The sequence below is a fragment of the Pseudodesulfovibrio alkaliphilus genome (genome assembly GCF_009729555.1).
In the GTDB taxonomy this organism is placed as follows: Bacteria; Desulfobacterota; Desulfovibrionia; order Desulfovibrionales; family Desulfovibrionaceae; genus Pseudodesulfovibrio; species Pseudodesulfovibrio alkaliphilus.
Genome location: NZ_WODC01000005.1, coordinates 240759 through 262218 on the forward strand (window position 1 = coordinate 240759; position 21460 = coordinate 262218).

Annotated in this window: 17 protein-coding genes and 2 tRNA genes; 3 read left to right on the forward strand and 16 right to left on the reverse strand. The window is 63.4% G+C overall.

The window, feature by feature from the left end:
* Window positions 1-36: 36 nt before the first annotated feature.
* The 12 genes from GKC30_RS09605 to GKC30_RS09660 all read right to left on the reverse strand — a co-directional run bounded on the left by GKC30_RS09605 (window position 37) and on the right by GKC30_RS09660 (window position 12825).
* Window positions 37-852, reverse strand: coding sequence for an alpha/beta hydrolase (locus GKC30_RS09605; protein WP_155934482.1), 816 nt, complete (start codon window positions 850-852; stop codon window positions 37-39).
* Between the two features lie 114 nt (window positions 853-966).
* Window positions 967-2865, reverse strand: coding sequence for a chloride channel protein (locus tag GKC30_RS09610; protein WP_155934484.1), 1899 nt, complete (start codon window positions 2863-2865; stop codon window positions 967-969).
* Between the two features lie 5 nt (window positions 2866-2870).
* Window positions 2871-3860: a bifunctional riboflavin kinase/FAD synthetase gene (locus tag GKC30_RS09615; RefSeq protein ID WP_155934486.1), complete on the reverse strand. Its 990-nt coding sequence runs from the start codon at window positions 3858-3860 to the stop codon at window positions 2871-2873.
* A gap of 65 nt (window positions 3861-3925) precedes the next feature.
* Window positions 3926-5365: a M48 family metallopeptidase gene (locus GKC30_RS09620; protein WP_155934488.1), complete on the reverse strand. Its 1440-nt coding sequence runs from the start codon at window positions 5363-5365 to the stop codon at window positions 3926-3928.
* A 176-nt stretch (window positions 5366-5541) separates the two neighbouring features.
* Entirely contained in the window at window positions 5542-6861 is a 1320-nt protein-coding gene (rho, locus tag GKC30_RS09625; protein WP_196772850.1) for a transcription termination factor Rho, read from the reverse strand.
* 494 nt (window positions 6862-7355) lie between these two features.
* Window positions 7356-7871 carry a CarD family transcriptional regulator gene (locus tag GKC30_RS09630; protein ID WP_367614071.1) on the reverse strand — a complete coding sequence of 172 codons (516 nt, stop codon included), beginning with the start codon at window positions 7869-7871 and terminating at the stop codon, window positions 7356-7358.
* A 108-nt stretch (window positions 7872-7979) separates the two neighbouring features.
* Window positions 7980-8612, reverse strand: a complete 633-nt coding sequence (pth, locus tag GKC30_RS09635) for an aminoacyl-tRNA hydrolase (protein WP_155934490.1) — start codon at window positions 8610-8612, stop codon at window positions 7980-7982.
* A gap of 111 nt (window positions 8613-8723) precedes the next feature.
* A complete protein-coding gene (locus GKC30_RS09640) occupies window positions 8724-9326 on the reverse strand; it encodes a 50S ribosomal protein L25 (protein WP_155934492.1) in 603 nt (200 codons plus the stop codon).
* 113 nt (window positions 9327-9439) lie between these two features.
* Window positions 9440-10378: a ribose-phosphate diphosphokinase gene (locus GKC30_RS09645; protein ID WP_155934494.1), complete on the reverse strand. Its 939-nt coding sequence runs from the start codon at window positions 10376-10378 to the stop codon at window positions 9440-9442.
* A 27-nt stretch (window positions 10379-10405) separates the two neighbouring features.
* A tRNA-Gln gene (locus GKC30_RS09650) sits at window positions 10406-10481 on the reverse strand.
* A 9-nt stretch (window positions 10482-10490) separates the two neighbouring features.
* Entirely contained in the window at window positions 10491-11354 is an 864-nt protein-coding gene (gene ispE, locus GKC30_RS09655) for a 4-(cytidine 5'-diphospho)-2-C-methyl-D-erythritol kinase (RefSeq protein ID WP_155934496.1), read from the reverse strand.
* A gap of 55 nt (window positions 11355-11409) precedes the next feature.
* Entirely contained in the window at window positions 11410-12825 is a 1416-nt protein-coding gene (locus GKC30_RS09660) for a Do family serine endopeptidase (RefSeq protein WP_155934498.1), read from the reverse strand.
* Between the two features lie 179 nt (window positions 12826-13004).
* Between GKC30_RS09660 and GKC30_RS09665 the strand changes: the two genes are divergently transcribed.
* Window positions 13005-13081 (forward strand) — tRNA-Arg (locus GKC30_RS09665).
* 144 nt (window positions 13082-13225) lie between these two features.
* Here the strand turns inward: GKC30_RS09665 and GKC30_RS09670 are convergent.
* Window positions 13226-15838 carry a PAS domain S-box protein gene (locus GKC30_RS09670; protein WP_155934500.1) on the reverse strand — a complete coding sequence of 871 codons (2613 nt, stop codon included), beginning with the start codon at window positions 15836-15838 and terminating at the stop codon, window positions 13226-13228.
* A 182-nt stretch (window positions 15839-16020) separates the two neighbouring features.
* On the opposite strand from GKC30_RS09670, the gene GKC30_RS09675 reads away from it, so the two are divergent.
* Entirely contained in the window at window positions 16021-17838 is a 1818-nt protein-coding gene (locus GKC30_RS09675) for a methyl-accepting chemotaxis protein (RefSeq protein WP_155934502.1), read from the forward strand.
* Between the two features lie 153 nt (window positions 17839-17991).
* Entirely contained in the window at window positions 17992-18915 is a 924-nt protein-coding gene (locus GKC30_RS09680) for a YceI family protein (RefSeq protein WP_155934504.1), read from the forward strand.
* 81 nt (window positions 18916-18996) lie between these two features.
* Here GKC30_RS09680 and GKC30_RS09685 read toward each other — a convergent pair whose 3' ends face one another.
* From GKC30_RS09685 to GKC30_RS09695, 3 genes are read right to left on the reverse strand one after another with little or no spacing between them, the layout of a single operon-like run.
* Window positions 18997-19608, reverse strand: a complete 612-nt coding sequence (locus GKC30_RS09685) for an FmdE family protein (protein WP_155934505.1) — start codon at window positions 19606-19608, stop codon at window positions 18997-18999.
* Entirely contained in the window at window positions 19586-20392 is an 807-nt protein-coding gene (locus GKC30_RS09690; RefSeq protein WP_155934507.1) for an ABC transporter ATP-binding protein, read from the reverse strand. Before GKC30_RS09690 ends, GKC30_RS09685 begins: the two co-directional genes overlap by 23 nt.
* On the reverse strand, window positions 20389-21459 hold the full coding sequence (locus GKC30_RS09695) for a FecCD family ABC transporter permease (RefSeq protein ID WP_155934510.1): 1071 nt from the start codon (window positions 21457-21459) through the stop codon (window positions 20389-20391). The genes GKC30_RS09690 and GKC30_RS09695 overlap by 4 nt, the downstream gene beginning before the upstream one ends.
* Window position 21460: the final 1 nt, after the last annotated feature.

The following is a 21460-nucleotide window of genomic DNA, read 5'->3' on the forward strand; positions in this document are numbered from 1 at the left end:
GTCAATCTATTTGTAAAACCCCTTCCAAATTGGTTTTTATTCGGTTGGATGGGAATGCTCCTGCCATACTTTTACCCAACCCGTATGTCCGTGGTCCGCACCATCGACAGTTTTAACGATGACAAGCGTCTCCGGCAGGAGCTGATCTACAAAGGATTGAACAACCTCAGGCGGAACGATCGTATCCTTGCTTCCCACATAGTGAACCTGGGGAATATCCGATAGCCGTTCGGCGATAGAGGCCGGGTTCAGCGATCCATCCAGCGGGGTGAGGCCGTGCAATCGGGTCCATGCCGCATGGTCGAGATTGCCGCAGATGGTGACGAGCAGGTCCACGTCCGTCCGCCGTGCCGCAAGCAACGCAGCCACGGCCCCGCCGCCGGAATAGCCGAAAAGGACGACGCGCTTTGCCCCGGCCAGCCCCTTGGCCTCATCCACGAGTTGGTTTTGTGCTTGAAGTACGGTTTCGGAGAACCGCCCGGTGGTCCAATGGACCGGACTGCAGGCCTCGCCCGTCACATATTGGCAGGGGCGGCCAAGGTAGGACACTGCCGGGGCATTGTCCTCGTGCGCCAGCAACAGGCCAGTGGGCGTTCGCGGAGTGGGGTCCAGGGATGGCCGGTGTCGGCTGGCGTAGGCCACCCCGTCGCCCTCTATGTAGATATGGATCGTGTCGGCCTGACCGCGCACCCAGCCCACGGCGGGAAGCGGAGCATTGACTATGACCTGCCTCCAAGCTGGGTCGGATTGGAGCGTTTTGAAAGTCTTGTTACCCGCGCAACCGAGCTGCCCGACGACGATCAGCAGGAAGGCGAACCCGATGAAATTGAGGTGCAGTGCGCTTTGCTTCATAGGGCTTCCGGTACCCTAGGTTGGGTGCACAAGGCAACGCTGCTGATGATTCAGTTTATGCTGTTGGCTGCCAGGGATGTGTCGCGAGAAAGGTATCGCCCAGGTTGCCCGGGTTCAGCGCCGTTCGGGCCGGGTGCCACCCTGGGGGGTGTCTGCGTCGTCGTCGCCCTCGGCCGTGCCCTTGACCGTGGCGATGGCCTCGGCATAGGCCTGGAACACGTCGTCGCGGTTGATCAGGCCGATGATCTCGTTGGTGTCGGTCTGGGAGACCACGGGGATCTGGCCGTAGTCGGTGTTCACGAAGCGCAGCAGGGCCTGATAGAGGTCGTAGTCCGGCCGGACATAGACCGGCCGCGACATGAGGTCGCGGACCACCACCAGGGCGTGCAGGCCGTCATCGAACATCCAGTTGCTCACGTTCTGGATGGAGACCATGCCCGCGTAGGTGCCGTCGGCCCGTTTGACCGGGAAATAGAGCTGGTTCGAGTTGGCGATGACGTCGGTCAGCTCCTTGAGGGTGGTGGACTCCTGGAGCACCACCACCTCGCCGGGGTTGTAGAAGTCCGTGACGTGCATCTGCTCGAGGATGTTGATGGTGGCGTCCTCGGCGTGGGCCGGGGAGCTGAACTTGTTGTCCACCTGGTGTTCGTAGAGGGAGACATTGCGGCACAGCACCAGGCACAGGGCCGACGCGAGCATCAGCGGCGCGAGCAGGCCGTAGCCCTGGGTCAGCTCCGTGACCATGATCAGCGGACCGATGGGGGCGCTGGCCACGCCCGCGAAAAAGGCGGCCATGCCCACCAGGATGTACGCTCCGGGCTGGGTGACGATGTCCGGGAACCATGCGTGGCCGAGCTTGCCCACCAGACCGCCGGACATGCCGCCCACGAACAGGGCGGGCGCGAACATGCCGCCGGACATGCCCGAGCCGATGGTGACCGAGGTGGCCACGGTCTTGCCCACGATGAGGTAGCACATGCCAAGGGCGGGCATCTGGCCGAGGATGGCCAGCTCGAGCCAGCCGTAGCCGCCCGAGAGTACGCCCCCGGTGATCATTCCTTCGCTGGCCGTGTAGGGGTAGAGGATGCCGATGAGCCCCATGGCCAGCCCGCCGATGCCCATGGACCAGATCAGCCCCAGCTTCTCGCGCAGAGGGAAGAAGACGTGGTATTTCATGAAGTAGAAGGTGCGTACATACATCCAGCCCGCTGCCGCGCAGACCAGGGCGAGCAGGGCGTAGAACAGAAGCTCGCGGGGGTCATGGAAAGTGAAGCGCGGGATGCCGAAGATGGGGTCTGTTCCGTAGAAGAAGGTGAAGATGGAGTAGGAGACCACGGAACTCATGACCGAGGGCAGGATGGCCTCGGCCTCGAAGTCTTCGCGGTAGATGACCTCCACGGCGGTGAGGGCACCGCCGAGGGGGGCGCGGAAGATGGCGCCCAGGCCGCCGGCCGCGCCTGCCAGGAGCAGGATGCGTCGCTCCTTGGCCGAGAGATTGAAGATCTTGGCCAGCCATGCGCCCGCGCCCGCGCCCATCTGGGTGATGGGCCCTTCGCGGCCCGCGCTGCCGCCAGAGGCGATGGTCAGCACCGAGCAGATGCCCCGGATGATGGCCACTCTGGCCCGGATGATTCCGCCCTGGTTGTGGAAGGCGTTGATGGTGGCGTCGGTGCCGTCGGTGCCTCCTGCGATGGTCTCCGGGATGAAGCGGCTGACCAGCCAGCCCGTGAGCAGGGCCGTGCCGGTGGTGAAGACCGGAATGACCCAGGGCCGGTAGTCTCCCACCGGGCCGTGGAAGATGCCCTCTCCCGCGGGCTCGGGCGAGACGATGCCCGCCAGATAGTGCTGGAGGAAATAGGTGCCCGCCTCCACCAGCAGGAAAAACGCCGCGGCCACCAGCCCCGACAGGCAGCCCGCCAGCACCCCGATGACCAGCCAGCGGAACGAGGTGATGGTCCGGTAGGATTTGACGAAGGAGAGCCAGTAGTTGGCGATTCGTCGGAAGGGCGACATGGCTATCAGCGTTGGCCTGGGTTGGAGCCCGGCTCGAGAAAGGGTGTTGTCAGGCGGATCTCCGCCTCGGGTTGGGCCAGGATGCGTCGGCCCAGATCGACATCCTTGGCAATGCGCGTCTTGAGTTCGTCGATGCCCGAGAACTTGTGCTCGTCGCGGATGCGCTGGACGAAATGGACGCGGATGTCCGCGCCGTAGAGGTCGCCGCGGAAATCGAGGATGTGGGCTTCCACCGAGAGGGCATGGTTGCCGAAGGTGGGGTTGATGCCGATGTTGGCGACCCCCATGCGTACCTCGCCAGCCATCTCGACCCAGATGGCGTAGACTCCGGGCATGGGGAACAGCTCGTCCACCAGCTTGAGGTTGGCCGTGGGAAAGCCGAGCAGCCTGCCGCCCCGGTTCATTCCATGCACCACCTGGCCCCTGACCTGATAGAACCGGCCCAGCAGCGGGCGGGCCTCCCAGACCCGGCCGGACTGGACCAGATCGCGGATACGGGTTGAGCTGACCACCGCGCCGTCGATAGTGACAGGATCGAGCCGGTCCACGGTGAAGCCGTGGAGTGCGCCCAGTTCGGTCAGGGTTTCGAAGTTGCCCGAGCGGCCCTTGCCCATGTGGTAGTCGTAACCGATGATCAGCTCCTGCATGCCCAGGCCATCAAGCAGGTATTTCCCAATGAATTCCTCCGGGGTGAGCCGGGCCATTTCCAGGGAAAACTCAAGGAGCAGACAGAGCTGAGGCCCGTGCTGCGAGATGAGTTCGAGTTTCTGCTCGGTGAGGGTGATGAAGGGCGGGGGTGCCCCCTTGCCGAGCACCTTGAGGGGGTGGGGGTCGAAGGTGACAACCACGCTGACCAGCCCCTGGGCCTTGGCCCGCGAGCAGGCCAACTCAATGAGCCGCTGGTGTCCCTTGTGCACGCCATCGAAGTTGCCGATGGTCACGCAGGCTCCCGCGACCACGCCGCGTATCTCTTCTATGTCTCTTACGATGATCATTGGTCTGATGTTTTTGGATGAAGGAGGGGAACCTACGCCAATTACGCGCAAGGTTCAAGGCGCGACTACATCGGCCCCTTTTCGCGCTCTTCCATGGTGGTGTGCAGCTCCTTGAGCTGTTCGCGCTGGGCGTCGGTCTGGGCGCTTTGGCCCGCCTGTTGCGCGTGGAAGCGCGCTTTGCGCGTGTTGTTCGAGTAGACGGCGGCGTAGGCGAGGTTGAGGTTGCCGCCAAAGGTGTCGCCGGACTCGCCGAGGATCATGCCCAGGTGATGGTAGACCTCCGAGTCCTCAGGCACGAGTTCCAGCACCCGGCGCATGCTGGCTGCGGCCTGGTCATACTGCTTGTTTCGAGCCTGGAGCCGGGCCATGTAAAACAGGGCCAGGGCGTCTCGCGGGTTCTTGATGGCGGCCTTCTGGAGATAGGGGGCGGACCTGTCGAACTCCCCGGCCTTGAAGAAGAAAATACCCGCCTCGCGGACCACGATGGGGTCTTCGCCGTCAAGGCGCAGGGCCTGTTCAAAGGATTCGGTCGCCTCGGAGCGGTTCTTGAGCCGTTCGAGGACGATGCCCCGGCCCACGAAATCGATGGGCGTGTAGGTGTTGATGTTCTTGTCGTTCCAGTAGGCCATGGCCGTGGTGGCCGGAGACATCTTGGCCCGGACCAGCATCTGTACCTTGACCAGGGTGGTGTTGTCGTCCTCTCGCCCGGTGAAGGACTCGGGCATGCGCCTGATGCGGTCGTTGAGGTAGGAGATCCGCTCATTCAAGCCAGGGTGGGTGGAAAGATAGGTGGGCATATCCGAGCCGGAGTCGAACCAGCGGTTTTTGAGCATGATTTCGAATGTTTCCGGCATTCCCTTGGGGTTGAACCCCGCCTTGACCATGGAATTGAGACCCACCTGGTCCGCCTCGCGCTCGTCTTCCTGGGAGTAGTTGAGCATGGCTGCGGTGGCCGCCCCCTGGGAGCCCATCATCAGGGCCTGGCCCATTTTTGCGGCCGAGTTGTTTCCGGCCACGCCGAGAAAGACTCCGGCCAGCAGTCCTGCCATGGAGAGCAGTGCCAATTTTCCCTGTTTTTCCAGGCGGCTGGCCACATGGCGCTGCGAAACGTGACCTAGTTCGTGGGCGATGACCCCTGCCAGTTGCGACTCGGAGGTCACGTCCTGGATCAGGCCGGTGAAGATGTATATGTAGCCGCCGGGGATGGCGAAGGCGTTGAGGGCGGGGTTGGCGATGACCGCGCTGGTGATCCTAAACGGCATGGGTTGCTTGGCATCCACCACGCGCTGGACCAGATGGTTCACATACTGGGTGATATAGGTGTCGCCCACCATGTGCATCTGGGCGCGGATGATGCGGTCGAAGTTGCGTCCCAGCTCGTTTTCCTGGCGGATGGTCAGTCTGCTTTCAGGCAAAATCCCTGGATGCGCCGTGGTCACTGGTGCCAGGATCAGGGCGAGGGCGGCCACCAGGGCCGGAAGTATGGAGAGGCGATGTCTGCGCATGGTCCCTCCGGCTTGCCGGGGTTTCCCCTATTGTAAACATTTATGTCCTGGTGGCAACCATGTGGCCCTGGCTGCACAAAAAATGTCGCGGCCATCCGGTCTGCGGCATTGCGGCAATGACAGGACCGCCCGCGACGATCGGGCGCGGGCGGTCCTGGGTGGGGGGCTGGGCCGGGTTATTTGCTCATGGAGTCGAGGAACTGCCTGTTGTTCTTGGTCCCCTTCATCTTGTCGCGCAGAAATTCCATGGAGTCGATGGAACTCATGGGAGCCAGGAGCTTGCGCAGTATCCAGACGCGGTTGAGCACGTCCTCGCCGAGCAGCAGCTCTTCCTTGCGCGTACCGGAACGGTTGATGTCGATGGCCGGGAAGACACGCTTTTCAGCCAGATGGCGGTCAAGGTATATCTCCATGTTGCCCGTGCCCTTGAACTCCTCGAAGATGACCTCGTCCATGCGCGAGCCGGTGTCGATGAGGGCCGTGGCGATGATGGTCAGGCTGCCGCCCTCCTCGATGTTGCGTGCCGCGCCGAAGAAGCGCTTGGGCCGTTGCAGGGCGTTGGCGTCGATGCCGCCGGACAGCACGCGGCCGGACGAGGGGGTCACGGCGTTGTAGGCGCGGCCGAGCCGGGTGATGGAGTCGAGCAGGATGACCACGTCGCGTTTGCGCTCCACCAGCCGCTTGGCTTTCTCGATGACCATTTCGGCCACCTGCACATGGCGGGTGGGCGGTTCGTCGAAGGTGGAGCTGACCACCTCGGCCTTGACCGTGCGCTGCATGTCCGTGACTTCCTCGGGCCGCTCGTCGATGAGCAGGACAATGAGGTCCACGTCCGGGTGGTTGGCGTTGATGGAGTTGGCGATGGTCTGGAGCATGATGGTCTTGCCGGTGCGCGGCGGAGCAACCAGGATGCCGCGTTGCCCCTTGCCGATGGGGGCCAGCAGGTCGATGATGCGGGAGGCGTAGTTCTTGTCCCCGTTTTCCATGGTCAGCATGGATTCGGGATAGAGGGGGGTCAGGTTGTCGAAGAGGACGAGATTTTTGGAATGTTCCGGGGGTTCAAAGCCTATTTCGCTGACGCGCAGCAGGGCGAAGTAGCGCTCGCCCTCCTTGGGCGGGCGAATCTGGCCAGAGACCACATCGCCCTTGCGCAGGCCGAATCGGCGTATCTGGGATGGGGAGACGTAGATGTCGTCCGGCCCTGGCATGTAGCTGTACATGGGCGAGCGCAGGAAGCCGAATCCGTCCGGCAGGATTTCCAGAACGCCGTCGCCGAAAATCTGGCCGTTCTGGGAGGCACATTGTTGGAGCAGCTCGAAGATCAGCTCCTGCTTGCGCAGACTGCTCGGGTTTTCGACCTCCAGTTGTACGGCGAGGTCTGTCAGCTCCTGCATGTTTTTGAGCTTGAGTTCGGCCAAGTAGAGCTTGTCCACGCCGTTGCCGTTTTCGGAGCCATTGCCCTGGATGGGTTCTTTGGCTGTCTTTTTTCTTGCCATGTGTGGAGTTTACCGTTTGAAGGTTGATGAAGGGAAATCCAAGTATGCCACGAGTCTCTCTCGAGACTTTCAAGCGGAATCGGTGGTCTGGGGCCGTGGGGCTGTCCGTCTGAAAACGGGGAACCGCTCGCTGGATGCGGTTCAAGATGGTAAGTCGGAACTACCTCTTGTTGTATGGTTGGTGAGCCGGGCGCAACCCGTCAAAAAATACGTGTATAGCGGGATGTATTTGATCAAGCCGCAGGTGCGGCGACACCTTGGGGCTTACCCTAAACGCTCGGGCTTGACAAGCCCTTCACGCCGCACTTTGTTCGTGTTTTTCCTGGCCGTCCGAAAGGTTCGGGGAGCGCGTGGAGGAGGGCGGCTGTAGTGGGCGGTGCGTTGAAGCAGTGGCTCTCGGAAAATAATGAATAATTATTGCAGATTGTGGTTCGTAAACAGGGTCTGTTTCGGGTGAGTGCGCTTTGATGCGGGGCGGGGTGGCCGTTGCCGGGCTATTCCTTCTCCTCCTGGGCCTGCAGGACATCGGCGAACATCTCGTTGATGTCGGCCTTGATGTCGTCCTGGGGACGGTCCACGGAATAGGCAAGCTCCATGGAGACAAGGCCCATGGCCTGCTCAAGCAGCCTGCGCTCGCCAAAGGAGAGCTCCTTGTCCCGGCCTATGAGGAAAAGTTCCTTGAGGACGTAGGCCACATCGGAGAGGTCGCCGCTCTTGAGTTTCTCCGAGTATTCTCGATACCGGCGGTTCCAGTTCTGTCCGGTGTAGCCGGTGAAGCCGGTGCGGTCCTTGAGGGATTCGAAAATCTCCTGGCCCACACGCAGGCTGCACACCGTTCGCAGCCCGACGTTCCTGGCATTGGCCACAGGCACCATCAAGGTCACGTTGTTGCTCAGGATGCGGACTATGTAAAAATCGGCCTTCACTCCACCGATTTCCTGGGATTCCACACGCTCAACGCGCCCGACACCCTGGGACGGATAGACGACCAACTCATTGACCTTGAACACTTGGGGAGAGGCTCCTTGCTACTGGCTGTTGAAGAGGCAGAAGGACAGCATACCGAAATCCGGCGCAAGAGTCCATGCCTTGGGTCGTTTCCGGTGGAATTGCGTTCTTCAGGCGGGCTCGGCGGATGTCTTGTCCGGCGTTTCGAGCGCGAAACCGTTGATGTGCTGCACGGCAAAGGAAATCCCCCGCCGATGGAGAATGTCGATGCCCTTGATGGCATGGGTCAGGATGGCGGGGAGGTGGATGGCGTCGTCGTTGGCAAAGGGCTCGAGCACCCAGGCCGAGATGTCGGCGAACCGGACCGCCGGACGGCCGATGCCCATGCGCAGCCTGAAGAATTCCGGGGTGTTCAGATGTTCCTCAATGGATTTGAGTCCGTTGTGCCCGTTGTTGCCTCCGCCCATCTTGAGTTTGAGGCGGCCAAAGGGGAGGTCCAGCTCATCGTGGACCACCAGGAGCTGTTCCGGGACAAGCCCGTGGCGCCCGCAGATTCTGGCAACGGCCTTGCCGCTGAGATTCATATAGGTCATGGGCTTGACCAGCAGACGGTAGGCTCCGGCGAACCTGACGCGCCACAGGGCGTAGTCGCCCGATTCCTCAATGCGTTCAAGGTGCATGCTCTTGCGTTCGCCAGCCATGGACACGAGGCTATCCACGAGCATGAACCCGATGTTGTGCCGGGTCTGTTCGTACTTGGGGCCTGGGTTGCCCAGGCCGATGATGGCGCTTTTGCAGTCCATGGGCTGTGGCGCGGGGGTGTTTGTCGGGGCATAACCCCGCCCGCGCAGAGAAAAAAAACCGGGACGCGACTGGCGCGCCCCGGGAATGCGTATTCTTGAGAGCGCGGTTCGCTATGCGTCTTCTTCGCCTTCGCCTTCTTCCTCGTCGGTCTGCTTTCCGGCGATGGTAAGCACGGCGTAGTTTTCGTCATACACCGGGGTGACGCCCTCGGGGAAGACGATGTCGGCGATGTGTATGGAGTCGAGCACGTCGAGTTCGGTGATGTCGATGACGATGGACTCGGGGATGTTCATGGGCTTGCAGATGACCTCGATGGTGTCGCGGAACAGATCCAGGCGGCCGCCGAGCTTGACTCCCTTGGAGGAGCCCTTGAGCTCGTAGTGGACCGCGACCTTGATGTCCTTGGTCAGGTCGATGCCGAAGAAGTCCACATGCTCGGGCATGCCGGTGATGGGTTCGTTGCGCACCCGCCAGAGCAGGGCGGGCATGGTTTCGGTCTTGCCTTCGCGCTCCAGGACCAGATCAAAGACCTGGGCATTGCCCAGTTTGGCATACGCCTTCTGCAGGGGGATCAGCTTGACCTGGACAGGGATGTTGGTGCCCTTCTGGTCGTAGTAGATGCCGGGGACCATTTCCTTTTGCCGCAGACGGCGGTTGTGGCCCTTTCCGGTCTTGGTGCGTTCCTGCACATTGAGTTTCAGCAGTTCTGCCATGAGTGTTGCTCCTTTTACGCCCTGGCCGTCACCTGTTGACGGACGCTCGCGCCTTAAATGGTTGCCCGTTTCGGAGGGTGGCCACGGCGGCCGCTCCCCGGATCGCCGGGTATCTAGATGAACAGCACACTCACCGACGATTCGGTGTGTACGTTGTTGATGGCTTTGGCCAGCAGGGAGGCCACCGAACGCTGCCTGATCTTGCCGCAGCAGCGCTTGTCCTCGTCCAGGGGGATGGTGTCCGTGACCACCACCTCGGAAAAGGCCGATTCCTCGAGCCGCTGGATGGCCGGGCCGGAGAGCACCGGGTGGGTGGCGCAGGCCATGACATCCTTGGCCCCGTTATCCATGATCACGTTGGCTGCGGCGCACATGGTGCCTGCGGTGTCGATCATGTCGTCGATGACCACCGCCACCTTGTCGCGCACATCGCCGATGATGTGCATTGCCTTGGCCTGATTGGGGGTCTCGCGCCGCTTGTCGACGATGGCCAGGGAGGCGCCAAGGCGCTTGGCGTAGGATCGGGCGCGCTCGACACCGCCCGCATCGGGCGAGATGATGACAAAGTCGTCCTCGCGGTCGCGCAGGTGCTCGATGAGTACCGGGGCGGCGAAGAGGTTGTCCACCGGACAGTTGAAAAAGCCCTGGATCTGCCCGGCGTGCAGGTCGCAGGTGACCAGCCGCTGCATGCCTGCGGCCGAAAGCATGTCGGCCACGAGTTTGGCCGAGATGGGAGCGCGGGGGACCACCTTGCGATCCTGCCGCGCATAGCCGAAATAGGGGACCACCGCAGTGACGCGCGAGGCGCTGGCGCGCTTGAGCGCGTCGAGCATCAGGCACAGTTCCATGAGGTGGTAGTTGACCGGCGAGCAGGTGGGCTGGATGACGAACACATCGTCCCCGCGCACGTTCTCACCGATTTCTATGCGGATCTCGCCGTCCGAGAACCGCTCGCGCAGAACCGGAGAAGGCTTGGTGCCCAAGTGCTCGCAAATGGCCTCCGCGAGGCTTGGGCTTGCGGAACCGCTGATGATCTTTAGCTCGCCGTGCATTGTCATCCCCCGGGTTTGCTGGCTGAATGGCTGGGGCGGAAGGACTCGAACCCTCGAATGTCAGGACCAAAACCTGATGCCTTACCGACTTGGCGACGCCCCAGCATGAAAATCACAGCGTCTGCGTGTGGACGCTCACCCCATCTAGATCAAGAGCCCGCACTGCGTCCTGCGCGACATTTTCATCGCGAAACAGGCCGAACAGGCTGGCTCCCGAGCCGCTCATGGCGGCTGCCGAAGCCCCGGCGATAACGATTTTTTCCTTTATCTTCCGGAGCATTGGATGCGCCTTGAAGACCACGGACTCCAGATCGTTGGCCACGGGCAGGGGCGAAACGGGAGATGCGTTCTTAGTATCAAGCGCGGGGGTTGTCAAGGATTCCCATGCCCCTGGTCCGCTCCGGGCTGTGTCAAAGGCCCGGAAGGCCCACGCGGTGTCCACTCGCAGGTGGGGGCAGGCAAGAACCAGAGTCAGGCCCGTCAGATCCACCCCGGCCGGGGTCAGCCGCTCGCCGATGCCCCTGGCCTCCGCCGGGCCGTCCATGAGGAAAAAGGGCACGTCCGCGCCGAGCTTCGTGGCCAGGGCCATGAGGGTGTCGCGGTCCAGGGCGCGTTCCCCGGCCCGGGCCTGGAGATGGCGAAGCATGGCGGCCGCGTTCGAGCTGCCGCCGCCGAGGCCCCCGCCCATGGGGATGCGCTTGGTCAGGGTGACGAAAAGGCCGGGGCGCAGTCCGGTGGCCTCGCCATGGGCCTTCCAGGCCCGGTAGACGAGGTTCGACGGTCCTTCGAGATCGGGAAACCCGGGGCAGCGCAGAAAGAAGTCGCCCTCGGGGCCGGGATCGACTCCCAGGGTGTCGCACAGGCCGGTCACTGGATGGAAGAGAGTGTGCAGCTCGTGATAGCCGTCGCCGCGTTTTCCGAGGACGCGCAAGAAGACGTTGATCTTGGCCGGGGCCGTGAGGATGGTGGCGGGCATGGCCTCTGATATGTCGGGGTCAGGGCGGGGCTCCTGGCGGAGCCCCGCCCGTTGATTACTTCTGGTCCAGGGGCAGGGCCACGAACAGGTTCTGGCCCTGGCGCTTGATGAGCAGCATGACCGCGCCGCGTGTCTTGTCGCGGGCGATGACGCTCTCCAGCTCTGCCGGGGAGTTCACGTCCTGCTGGTTGGCCTGGAGGATGACATCGCCCTGGCGCACGCCTTCGGCCGCGGCAGGCGAGTCCGGCGCGACCTCGACCACGATGAGCCCCTGCGGGGCGTCGAGACCAAGGGCATTGGCCTCGCGTTCGCCCACCGGGTGGAGCGACATGCCGAGGACCATGGCTGCGGTCTGTGGCTGCTGGGGCTGCATGGCGGCCATGGTCCGTTCGCCGCGCTCGCCCAGGGTCACAGTCTTGGAGATGCGTTTTTCGCCGCGCCAAAGGGTCAGCTTGGCCTTTTCGCCGGGCATCAGCCCCGCGATGCGGGCCAGCAGATCCTTGCTGTCGTTGACCGGCTCGCCGTTGACTTCGAGGATCACGTCGCCCTGGCGGATGCCCGCCTTGTCGGCCGGGTGGTCCTTGCCCACCGAGGAGATGAGCGCCCCCTTGGCCTCGGGCAGGCCAAGCGCCTTGGCCTGGGTGGCGTCCACGCTCTGGATGGTCACGCCGATCCAGCCGCGCCGCACCGCCTTGCCCTCCTTGAGCTGGTCGATGATCAGCTCGGCCTGGCTGCTGGGGATGGCGAAGCCGATGTTGTCGGCCGCCGCGTTGATGGCGGTGTTGATGCCCACCACCTCGCCGCGCATGTTCAGCAGCGGGCCACCGGAGTTGCCGGGGTTGATGCTGGCGTCGGTCTGGAGGAAGTTGTCGAAGGGTCCGGCACCGATGATGCGGTGCTTGGCCGAGATGATGCCCGCGGTGACCGTGTTGTCGAGGCCGAAGGGATTGCCGATGGCCAGGACCCATTCGCCCACCATGAGCGCGTCCGAGTCGCCGAAGGCGAGCACGGGCAGGGTCCGGTCGCTCTTGATCCTGATGACGGCGAGGTCGGTCTCCTTGTCGCGGCCCACGATCTCGGCCACGTATTCCCTGGTGTCGTCCTGGAAGCGGACCGTGACCTTGTCCGCGCCCTCAATGACGTGGTTGTTGGTGACGATGAGTCCGTCGGGCGAGATGACAAAGCCCGATCCCTGGCCGGTCTGCTTGCGGGGCTGGCCCGGCTGCTGGCCGAAGAACTGGTCGAAGCGGTCGAAGAACTCGCGGAAGGGGTGGCCCTCGGGGACCTGCTGGCGGAATTGCCGCCCGCCCGGCCCGGCCTGGGTGGTTTTTTCAGTGGCGATGAAGACCACGGATTTGCCCGCCCTGGCGGCCAGCTCCGTAAACACGGGCAACCCGTTGGCCGCCGCCAGCACTGGCAGCGCCAGGACCAGTCCCGTCACGATGAGTAATTTGGCTACGCGCCGATTCATGTTGCCTCCTGGGGAAATGCGCAAAACAGGACGGCGGAACCTTTCCGCACCCGCCAACTATAGGGCCTTTTTTGCACTTGTAAAGGGTGTGAACCCCATTGCACAGCGCCGGGCCGCCACGAAAGGCTTGCCTTTTGCCCCGCCCTCGGCTACGAAGCTATCCCGGCGTCATCGCCAGTGGCCCCGTAGCTCAGTAGGATAGAGCACCAGATTCCTAATCTGGGTGTCGCAAGTTCGAATCTTGCCGGGGTCACCATTTTTTTGCAAACACAGGCCAGCCTTGTCATGAGGCTGGCCTTTTTCCCGTTGCCAGCCGGAAGGGGCAACCTCGGGATGGGTGAAGTGAGATGGTTATAACCTGACACCGCCCCCATTTACCTGATTATACATTTCCCTCTGGCTACTCGCAGGCCGTTTCCGAGCCGTGGACCGAGGGCAGGGTGACGGCGAAGGTGCTGCCCCGGCCAGGGGTGGAGTGCGCCCGGATGCTGCCGCCGTAATGCTCGACGATCTCCTTGCAGATGGCCAGGCCCAGGCCGGTGCCCGGAGCCTCGGCAATAAGCGTGTCGCCGTTGTCGGCCTTGAAGAATTTGTCGAAGATGTAGGGCAGGTCTTCCGGCGCGATGCCCATGCCCGTGTCGGCCACGGTGAAGGTCAGGTGCTCTTGGTCGCCGCTGACCGTGACTTCGATGCTGCCCTTGCGGGTGAACTTGCAGGCGTTGTTGATCAGATTGATGAGCACCTGCTGGATCTTGTCCGGGTCGGCGTGGACGAGGGGGACCCTGGGCGGCAGGCGGAGGCGGAAGTCGATGTCCTGCCGGTCCTTGATGGTTCCGGCCAGGGCGGCCACCGCCTGGCGCACCGCCCGGCATGGATTGAGGAGCTGATCGTTCCATGCCGCCTTTCCCGCCTCGATGCGGTTGATGTCCAGAAAGTCGTTGATCAGCCGGGTCAGGCGCTCGCCCTCGGTCTCGATGATGTCGAGGTTCTGGCGGATGCGATCGCCCTTGGCCTCCTGCGTGGGGTTCGCGGCCAGGGGGTGGAAGTGGCGCACGAAGTCCTTGCGCGTGAGCTTGGCAAAGCCACGGATGGAGGTCAGTGGGGTGCGCAGTTCGTGGGATATGGACGAGACCAGGGCGGACTTGATCTCGTCAAGCTCGGTCAGCCGCCGGTTGGCGGCCTCCAGCTCGGCGGCCTTGGCCCGCAGCTCGGCCGTGCGCTGTTCGACCATGTCCTCAAGCTCGTTGTTGAAGCGGGTCAGCTCCTCCTCGTTGGACTTGCGCTCGATGGCCAGGGCCACCTGCTCGGACACGGCCTCCATGAAGGTTACGTCCGCATCGGTGTAGTGACGCGGGTTGGTGTAGTGTTGCACGGCCATGGCCCCCATGGTCCGGCCCTTGAGCTTGAGGGGGACGCCGAGCCAGACGGCCGCGGGCGTGCCCACCACGCCGATGTTGCGAGCCTTTTCGGGCGGTATGGGCTCGGCCTGGGAGATGAAGAGCGGCTCGCCGGTACGCAGGATGTGCACGGTCAGCCCACGGGTCTCGGGATCGCTGACGTTGCGGATGTCGTAGAGTTCGTCCATCTCGTCGGCAAAGTAGGAGAAGACCACGCGGTCCTCCGGCTCGTCGTACAGGGCGATGAAGAAGTTGGTGACGTCGATGACCCGGCCCAGGACTGCGTGGATGGTTTTGTAGAGCTCTCTCAGGGTGTCGGCGGTGGCGATGGCCTTGGAGATGTCGTAGAGGGCGCGGGTGGTGTGCTCGTTGAGTTTTCTCCGGGTGATGTCGGCATGGGTTCCGGCCATGCGGAAGACCCGTCCCGACTCGTCGCGGACACTGGCGCCCCGGCCGAGAATCCAGCGGTAGGAGCCGTCCTTGTGCCGCATGCGGAACTCCACCTCGAACTGGTCCGCGCATCCTTGGGCGCAGGAGGCGTTGGCTGCCAGGACATTGGCCAGGTCGTCGGGATGTACGGCGTTTTTCCAGGAGTCCAGGGTATCGGGAAACTCGTGCCCGACATAGCCCAGGATTGCCTTGTACCGGGCGGAGTAGAAGACACTGCCGCTGTCGATGTCCCAGTCCCAGATGCCGTCGTTGGATGCCTTGACCACCAGGGCGTAGCGCTGCTCGCTCTTGCGCAGGGCGCTTTCCATCCGGGCGCGGTCGGTAATGTCGATGAGGGAGCAGACGATATCGCTGGTGCCGGGAATGGCCTGGACAAAGAGGTGGACCCGCCTGCGTCCGCCTTCGCGGGTGAGGATGGTCATTTCGTAGTCGTCGGGGGCGGTGGCGTCTCCGAGGCGGCGTCGCCGGTTGTAGTCCAGGACGCGCTTCAGGTCCTCCGGGGCCACGAAGATGTCCCAGGGCTTTTTGCCCACCACCTCGGCCGCAGACCAACCCACCAGGGCTTCGAAGCGGGAGTTGCAGCGGCTGATGACCGCGTCGGCTCCGAAGGTGATCATGGCCGAGCCCGTGTGCTCAAAGAGGGTGCGGTAGTATTGTTCGCTGAGTTGGAGCGCGGCCTCGGCGCGTTTGGTCTCGGTAATGTCGATGACCACGCCGCGTACGCCTGTGGCCCGGCCGTTTTCAAAGACTCCCTGGGAATAGACCCGGATGGGAAAGGTGCTTCCGTCCTTGCGCATGGCGAGGTATTCCTCGCCGTTTGAGCCGGTGCCGCGCAGGGCACGGTCAATGCCCTCCCTGGCCCTTGCCACGGAGTCGGGGTGCAGTATCTGGTGGAGTTCGAGTCCTTGCTCCAGGTCCGGGGCGGTAAAGCCGAAGCTTTTGAGGGCAAATGTGTTGGCGTAGACGAGCCGCCCGGTGATGTCCACCTCGTAGACGATCTGGGGCAGCCCGTCGATCATTTGCCGATAGCAGACTTCGTCCCGCTCCCGGCCTTGCCTCACGGGGTGCTCCTTGGGACATGCACCCGCGATTTCGTCCGTGCTGGGTTGAGACGCCTCGTGCTCCGCCGCAGAGTCCACCCGTGTCCTGTTCGTGTCGCCCGGCATGTTGTCTCCTGCTCGGTCGGTTTAGACAGTATAGCATATATCAGGCCAGGAATCATCAATTATCAGGCGATGATTTCATAGAGCGGGGCGTTATAAACAGCCCTTGGCCGCTTTTCAGGCGCTCTGTTCGGTGCTATGCAAGGGGATCGAAATGATTGATCGAATCGCACCCGGAGGTGCCCATGCTGAGAAAAGTCACCATCAACGTCCGTATGATACTGCTCATCTGCGCCATCGTTCTCTTTACCGTGGGTTTCGCCCTGACCGCTTACAACGGCGTGTCGCGGGTCAAGGACGTGGGTGTCGAGCGGTCTGCCGCAGCCATGCTTGAGGGCGAGCGGCGCAAGCTTCATGTGGCCACCCACTCCATGGCCGTGACCCTGGCCGAGGCCCTCAAGGGCGTGGAGGGCGAGGAGGTGCGCAAGCAACTCATCCGCAAGCTGATCTCGCCCATCCGTTTCGAGGACGACGAGTCCGGGTATTATTTTGTCTATGAAGGAACCGTCAACGTGGCCCTGCCCACCAGCCCCAATTTGCAGGACACGGACCTGTCGGGCTTGAAGGACAAGGACGGCGTGGCTCTGGTGGTGGAGCTTGACAGGGTGTCCCGTTCCGGGGGCGGGTTCGTCACCTATGTCTGGCCCAAGCCGGGCAAGGGCGACCAACCCAAGCTCTCCTACGCCGAGATGATACCCGGCACCAGAATGTGGATCGGTACCGGTGTCTATCTGGACAATGTGGAAGAGGAGCGTACGTCCATCGCGTCGGATATCGACCGGCTTGTCTCCACCTATGTTTTGGGCATGGGCGGCGGATCCTTCGCAGTGTTCTTGCTGGTGGTCCTGCCCTTGTGCCTGCTTATCGCCCGTTCCATCATCCGGCCCCTCAACGAGGCCGTGGCCCTGGCCGACCAGGTGGCCCGAGGCGATCTGACTCGCGAGATTACCGTGGAATACAACGACGAGCCGGGCCGATTGGCCGCGTCGCTCTCGGCCATGATTCATCGACTGCACGACATCGTGGGCCGGGCCAAGGAGGGGGCCAACCGGGTGGCCACCGGCAGCACCGAGGTGACCACCTCGGCCCAGTCCGTGTCCGACGGGGCCAACCGGCAGGCCGCTTCAGTGGAAGAGGTGTCCTCGGCCATGGAGGAAATGATCGGCCAGATCAGCCGCAATACCGAGAATGCCCGCCAGACGGAGAAAATGGCCGCCCAGACAGCCCTGGACGCCCAAAAGGGCGGCGATACGGTCATGGAGGCCGTGGATTCCATCAAACATATCGCCGAGAAGATCTCCATCATCGGCGAGATTGCGCGTCAGACCAATCTGCTGGCGCTCAACGCGGCCATTGAGGCTGCCCGTGCCGGCGAGGCTGGCAAGGGGTTCGCCGTGGTGGCCAGCGAGGTGCGCAAGCTGGCCGAGCGAAGCGGCTCCGCAGCCGCCGAGATCGGCGAACTGTCTTCGGCCACCCTGTCCAAGGCGGACGAGGCGGGCTCCATGCTTGCCCGGATGGTGCCGGACATCCGGCAGACCGCCGATCTCGTGCAGGAAATATCCGCGGCCAGCATCGAGCAGAATGCCGGAGCCCAGGAAATCAACAAGGCCATCCAGGAACTGGACACGGTCATTCAGCAGAATGCCGCCTCAGCCGAGGAGCTTGCGGCCACGGCCGAAGAGTTCACCGAGCACGCGGCGCAGTTGCAGCAGGGCATGGAATTCTTCACTCTGGCCGAGAATCGCTCGCTGGCGGCTGGAATCACGCGGACCAGGACGCAGATTGTGCGGCAGACCGAGACCCGGCCCGGACCTCCTGCCTCGAAACCGGCCCAGCCAGCTCCCGTCCGGAACCCCCTGCAGGCTTCGGTCAAGCCAGAGTCCGGCAGTAAGCCTGAGGCGGGGCCAAAGGAAAAGGCCAAGCCCGCTCCCAAACCCGCCTCCAAGCCTGATGCCGATGGCGGCATCGATCTGGACCTGGATGACGATTTCGAGAAATTCTGAGGCGGCCTGAACTGGACCGCTCCATTTGGAAAGGCTCCGCCCGCGGCGGGGCCTTTTCTTTGGCCCTGCGGTTGCGTCCGGGCAGATTCCTGGTACACTGGGGCCAAATCCGGCTTGGCGGCTTTCATCATCGGTTCGGGACGAGGGGGGCGTATGGATTCGCAGTTCGTTGAACGGCTTGAAGCGGCCGAGGTGGCCCGGTTTGTCGAGCTGGGGGAGGGGGTGCTGATCGATACGTTGCCGCCCGAGCATTTCGCAGCCCGGCATATCCCCGGTGCCATCAACGCCTGTGTGTACGAGGTGGTGTTCTGCGAGACCGTGGCAGCCTTTGTGCCGTCCATGGGGACTCCGGTGGTGCTTTATGGTGCCGGGCAGGGTTCTCGCGACTGTCTGGCCGCAGCCGACAAGCTGGCCCGTCAGGGCTATACCGACGTGGCCGTGTTCCAGGGCGGCCTGGAGGCGTGGCGAGCCGAGGGGAGGGAGCTGGTCGGCTCGGCCCCGGAAGCGACCGAGCCACCGCATCCGACGGCGAATCTGGAGCCGAGGATCTACCGCCTGCACCCTGACGAATCAATGCTTCGGTGGACAGGGCGCAACGTCAACGGTACGCACCACGGAACCCTGCGTTTTTCCGCAGGAGAACTGGACTGCGCCGGAGACGGACCCAAAGGCCGCTTTGTCATGGACATGACCTCCCTCGCCAATCTGGACCTGGTTGGGAGCGAGCTGCATCCCGTGTTGGAAAAGCATCTGCACTCCGACGATTTCTTCTTCACGGCAATGTTTCCCGAGGCCGTGTTCGCCACCACGGCAGTCAGGCTGGCCGAAGAGGCGCAGGCCACTAGGCCCAACGCCATGATTCAGGGGGAACTCTCCCTGCGCGGCGTGGGCAGTGAAATCGCCTTTCCTGCCCATATCCGCAATCTTGAGGATGGCCGCCTGACGATCATCGCCAATCTCGACATCGACCGCACCGAGTGGGGGGTTGTCTACGGTTCGTCGCGATTTTTCCAACACCTCGGCTACCATCTGGTCTTTGATTTCGTTTCCGTGGAATTTCGATTGGTGCTTGAGTAGCGCGTCGTTCCGGGTTGTTGACGCCAAAGGCCCCCTTTGCCGGACAGGCAAAGGGGGCCTTTGGCGTCAACGGATCAGGGCTCAGATTTTCTGGTCCAGTTCGGCGAAGCAGGGGATGCACAGGGTCTGGCCGCCGAGCCGGCGGGTGCGCGATTCCATGGTCATTTCCCCGCACCGCTCGCAGGCGTGGCTGGTTAGGATTCTGGCGGGCCGGGGGGCGGCCATTTCCAGCCGGGTGATGGCGAACATCTCCTCAAGGGGCAGGGCCAGGAAACGCTCCTGGAGTTCGGTGCGCAGCTCGGCCAACCGGGCCTCTTCCGCTTCCGTGGCCTTTCCGGCCGATACCTTGCCCATGAGCGGCCCCATCTCGGTATCTATGCCGCTTCTGGCTTCGGGGGCGAGCAGGGCGCGCAGGCCGATGCCCCGTCCCCGGTCGAAGAAGGAAAAGGCCATCTTGCCCAGGTCACGGTGGATGAGGTTGCCCTTGCCAAAGGTGCAGCCGGTGAGGGACTGGATGGCGTCCACGCCGCACATGTCGGTCTCGCACACGGCCACCAGGTCGATGTCGCGGTTGTGGCCCAGCTCGCGCAGGGCGAGTTCTGCGGCGCGGATGCCGATGTGCAGGCCGGGACATTCATGGCCGTGAAAGTCGATGGCCTTGGCGATCTGATCAGTGGGAATGTGGCAGGGCATGGTCATGCTCCGTTGTTGCATGTGAGTGGTCATGAGCCGGGATGATAAGCGGGCGGCCGTGGACGTGGTGGATATGGACGGGCAGCCCGTAGACCTCTTCGATGACCTCGCGGGTGACCTCGCTGGCGTTGCCGCGGGAGTGGATGGCCCCGTCCTTGAGAAAGAGCACCTTGTCGGCGTAGCGCAGGGCGGTGTTCAGGTCGTGCATGGTCATGATGGCGCCGATGCGGTGTTCGTCCACCACCCGGCGGATCATGGTCAGAATCTCCACCTGGCTCTTGAGGTCAAGGGAGCTGGTGGGCTCGTCGAGCAGCAGCAGCCGGGGTTCCTGGACCAGCGCCCTGGCGATGGCCACCTTCTGCAGCTCGCCGCCGCTGAGGCGGTCGATATGGCGCATGCCCAGCGCATCGAGCCGCAGCCGCCGCAGGGCGGACTCCACGATTTCAAGGTCGTTGTCGGTCACGCGCCAGCGGATATGCGGCTTTCTGCCCATGAGCACGGCGTCGAACACCGTCAGCTTGGCGGGCTCGCTGCGCTGGGCCACGTAGCCGATTTTCAGGGCGATTTCGTCCGGGCGCATGGCCAGCACGTCGCGCTCCTCGACCATGACCGCGCCGCGCATGGGTCTGTGGATGGCGTTGACGCATTTGAGCAGGGTGGTCTTGCCCACGCCGTTGGGGCCGAGGATGGCCAGCAGCTCCCCGCCCTCAAGAGAGAACCGCACATCCTCCAGAACCGGGTGGCTGTTGTAGGTGAAGGCAAGTCCGCTGATGTCGAGGATCATGCCCGTTGCCCCCTGATGATCAGCCAGATGAAGACCGGGGCGCCCATGAAGGCGGTGAGCACGGAGACGGGAAGCAGGTGCGGTGCGAGCAGGAGCCTAGCCGCCGTGTCCGAGGCCAGGAGGAGCAGTCCGCCGCCCAGGATGGTCGCGGGCAGCAGAAAACGGTGGTCCGAGCCGATGATTCTGCGGGCCATGTGCGGTACCACCAGCCCGACGAACCCGATGATGCCGAGGAAGGCGATGGTCACCGCCGTGACCAGCGAGGCCAGAAGCATGCCCGTCACGCGGACCCTTTCGACGCGCACACCCAGGCCGCGCGCGGTCTCGTCGCCAGCATCGATGGCGTTGTAGTTCCAGGCGTTGGCCAGGAACCAGACGCAGCAGACCAGCGTAACGGCCGAGATCACCCCAAGCTCTGACCAGGAGGCGCGGGAGGTGTCGCCAAAGGTCCAGAAGACCATGGCAGCCAGTTGCACGTCGTCGGCAAAGTATTGAAGGAACATGGTCCCTGCGGTGAACAGGGCGCCCAGGGCCACTCCGGTCAAGACCATGACCTCGGGCGTGGCCCCGCGCAGGCGGGCGACCATGATGATAACCCCTGCGCCGATCAGGCTGAAGAGAAAGGCCGAGGCGGTGGTGAGGTAGGGGTTGGTGATGTTCACGGCATCGGCGCTGGTGGAGGTCATGATGCCGCCGCCAAGAAACATGACCGACAGGGCCGCGCCAAAGGCCGCTGCGTGGGAGATGCCCAGGGTGAAGGGGGAGCCCAGGGGGTTGCGCAGAATGGATTGCATGACCGCACCGGCAACGGCAAGCCCGGCCCCGCCCACAATGGCGGTCAGGGCCTGGGGCAGGCGGATGTTCCAGACAATGGCGTCAATGCGCCGGGGCACTTCGAGCCCGGCCAGGCTGCGGGCCACGTCCGGGATGGGGATGCCTGCCGCGCCCACGGAGATGCCCGTGATCAGTGCGCCCACGAGGAGCCCGGCCGTGGCGAGAACCACCGCGCTCTTCCAGCCGATGTAGCGGCGGTATTCGGCGGGGACCTGTCCATCGGAGAAGTGCATG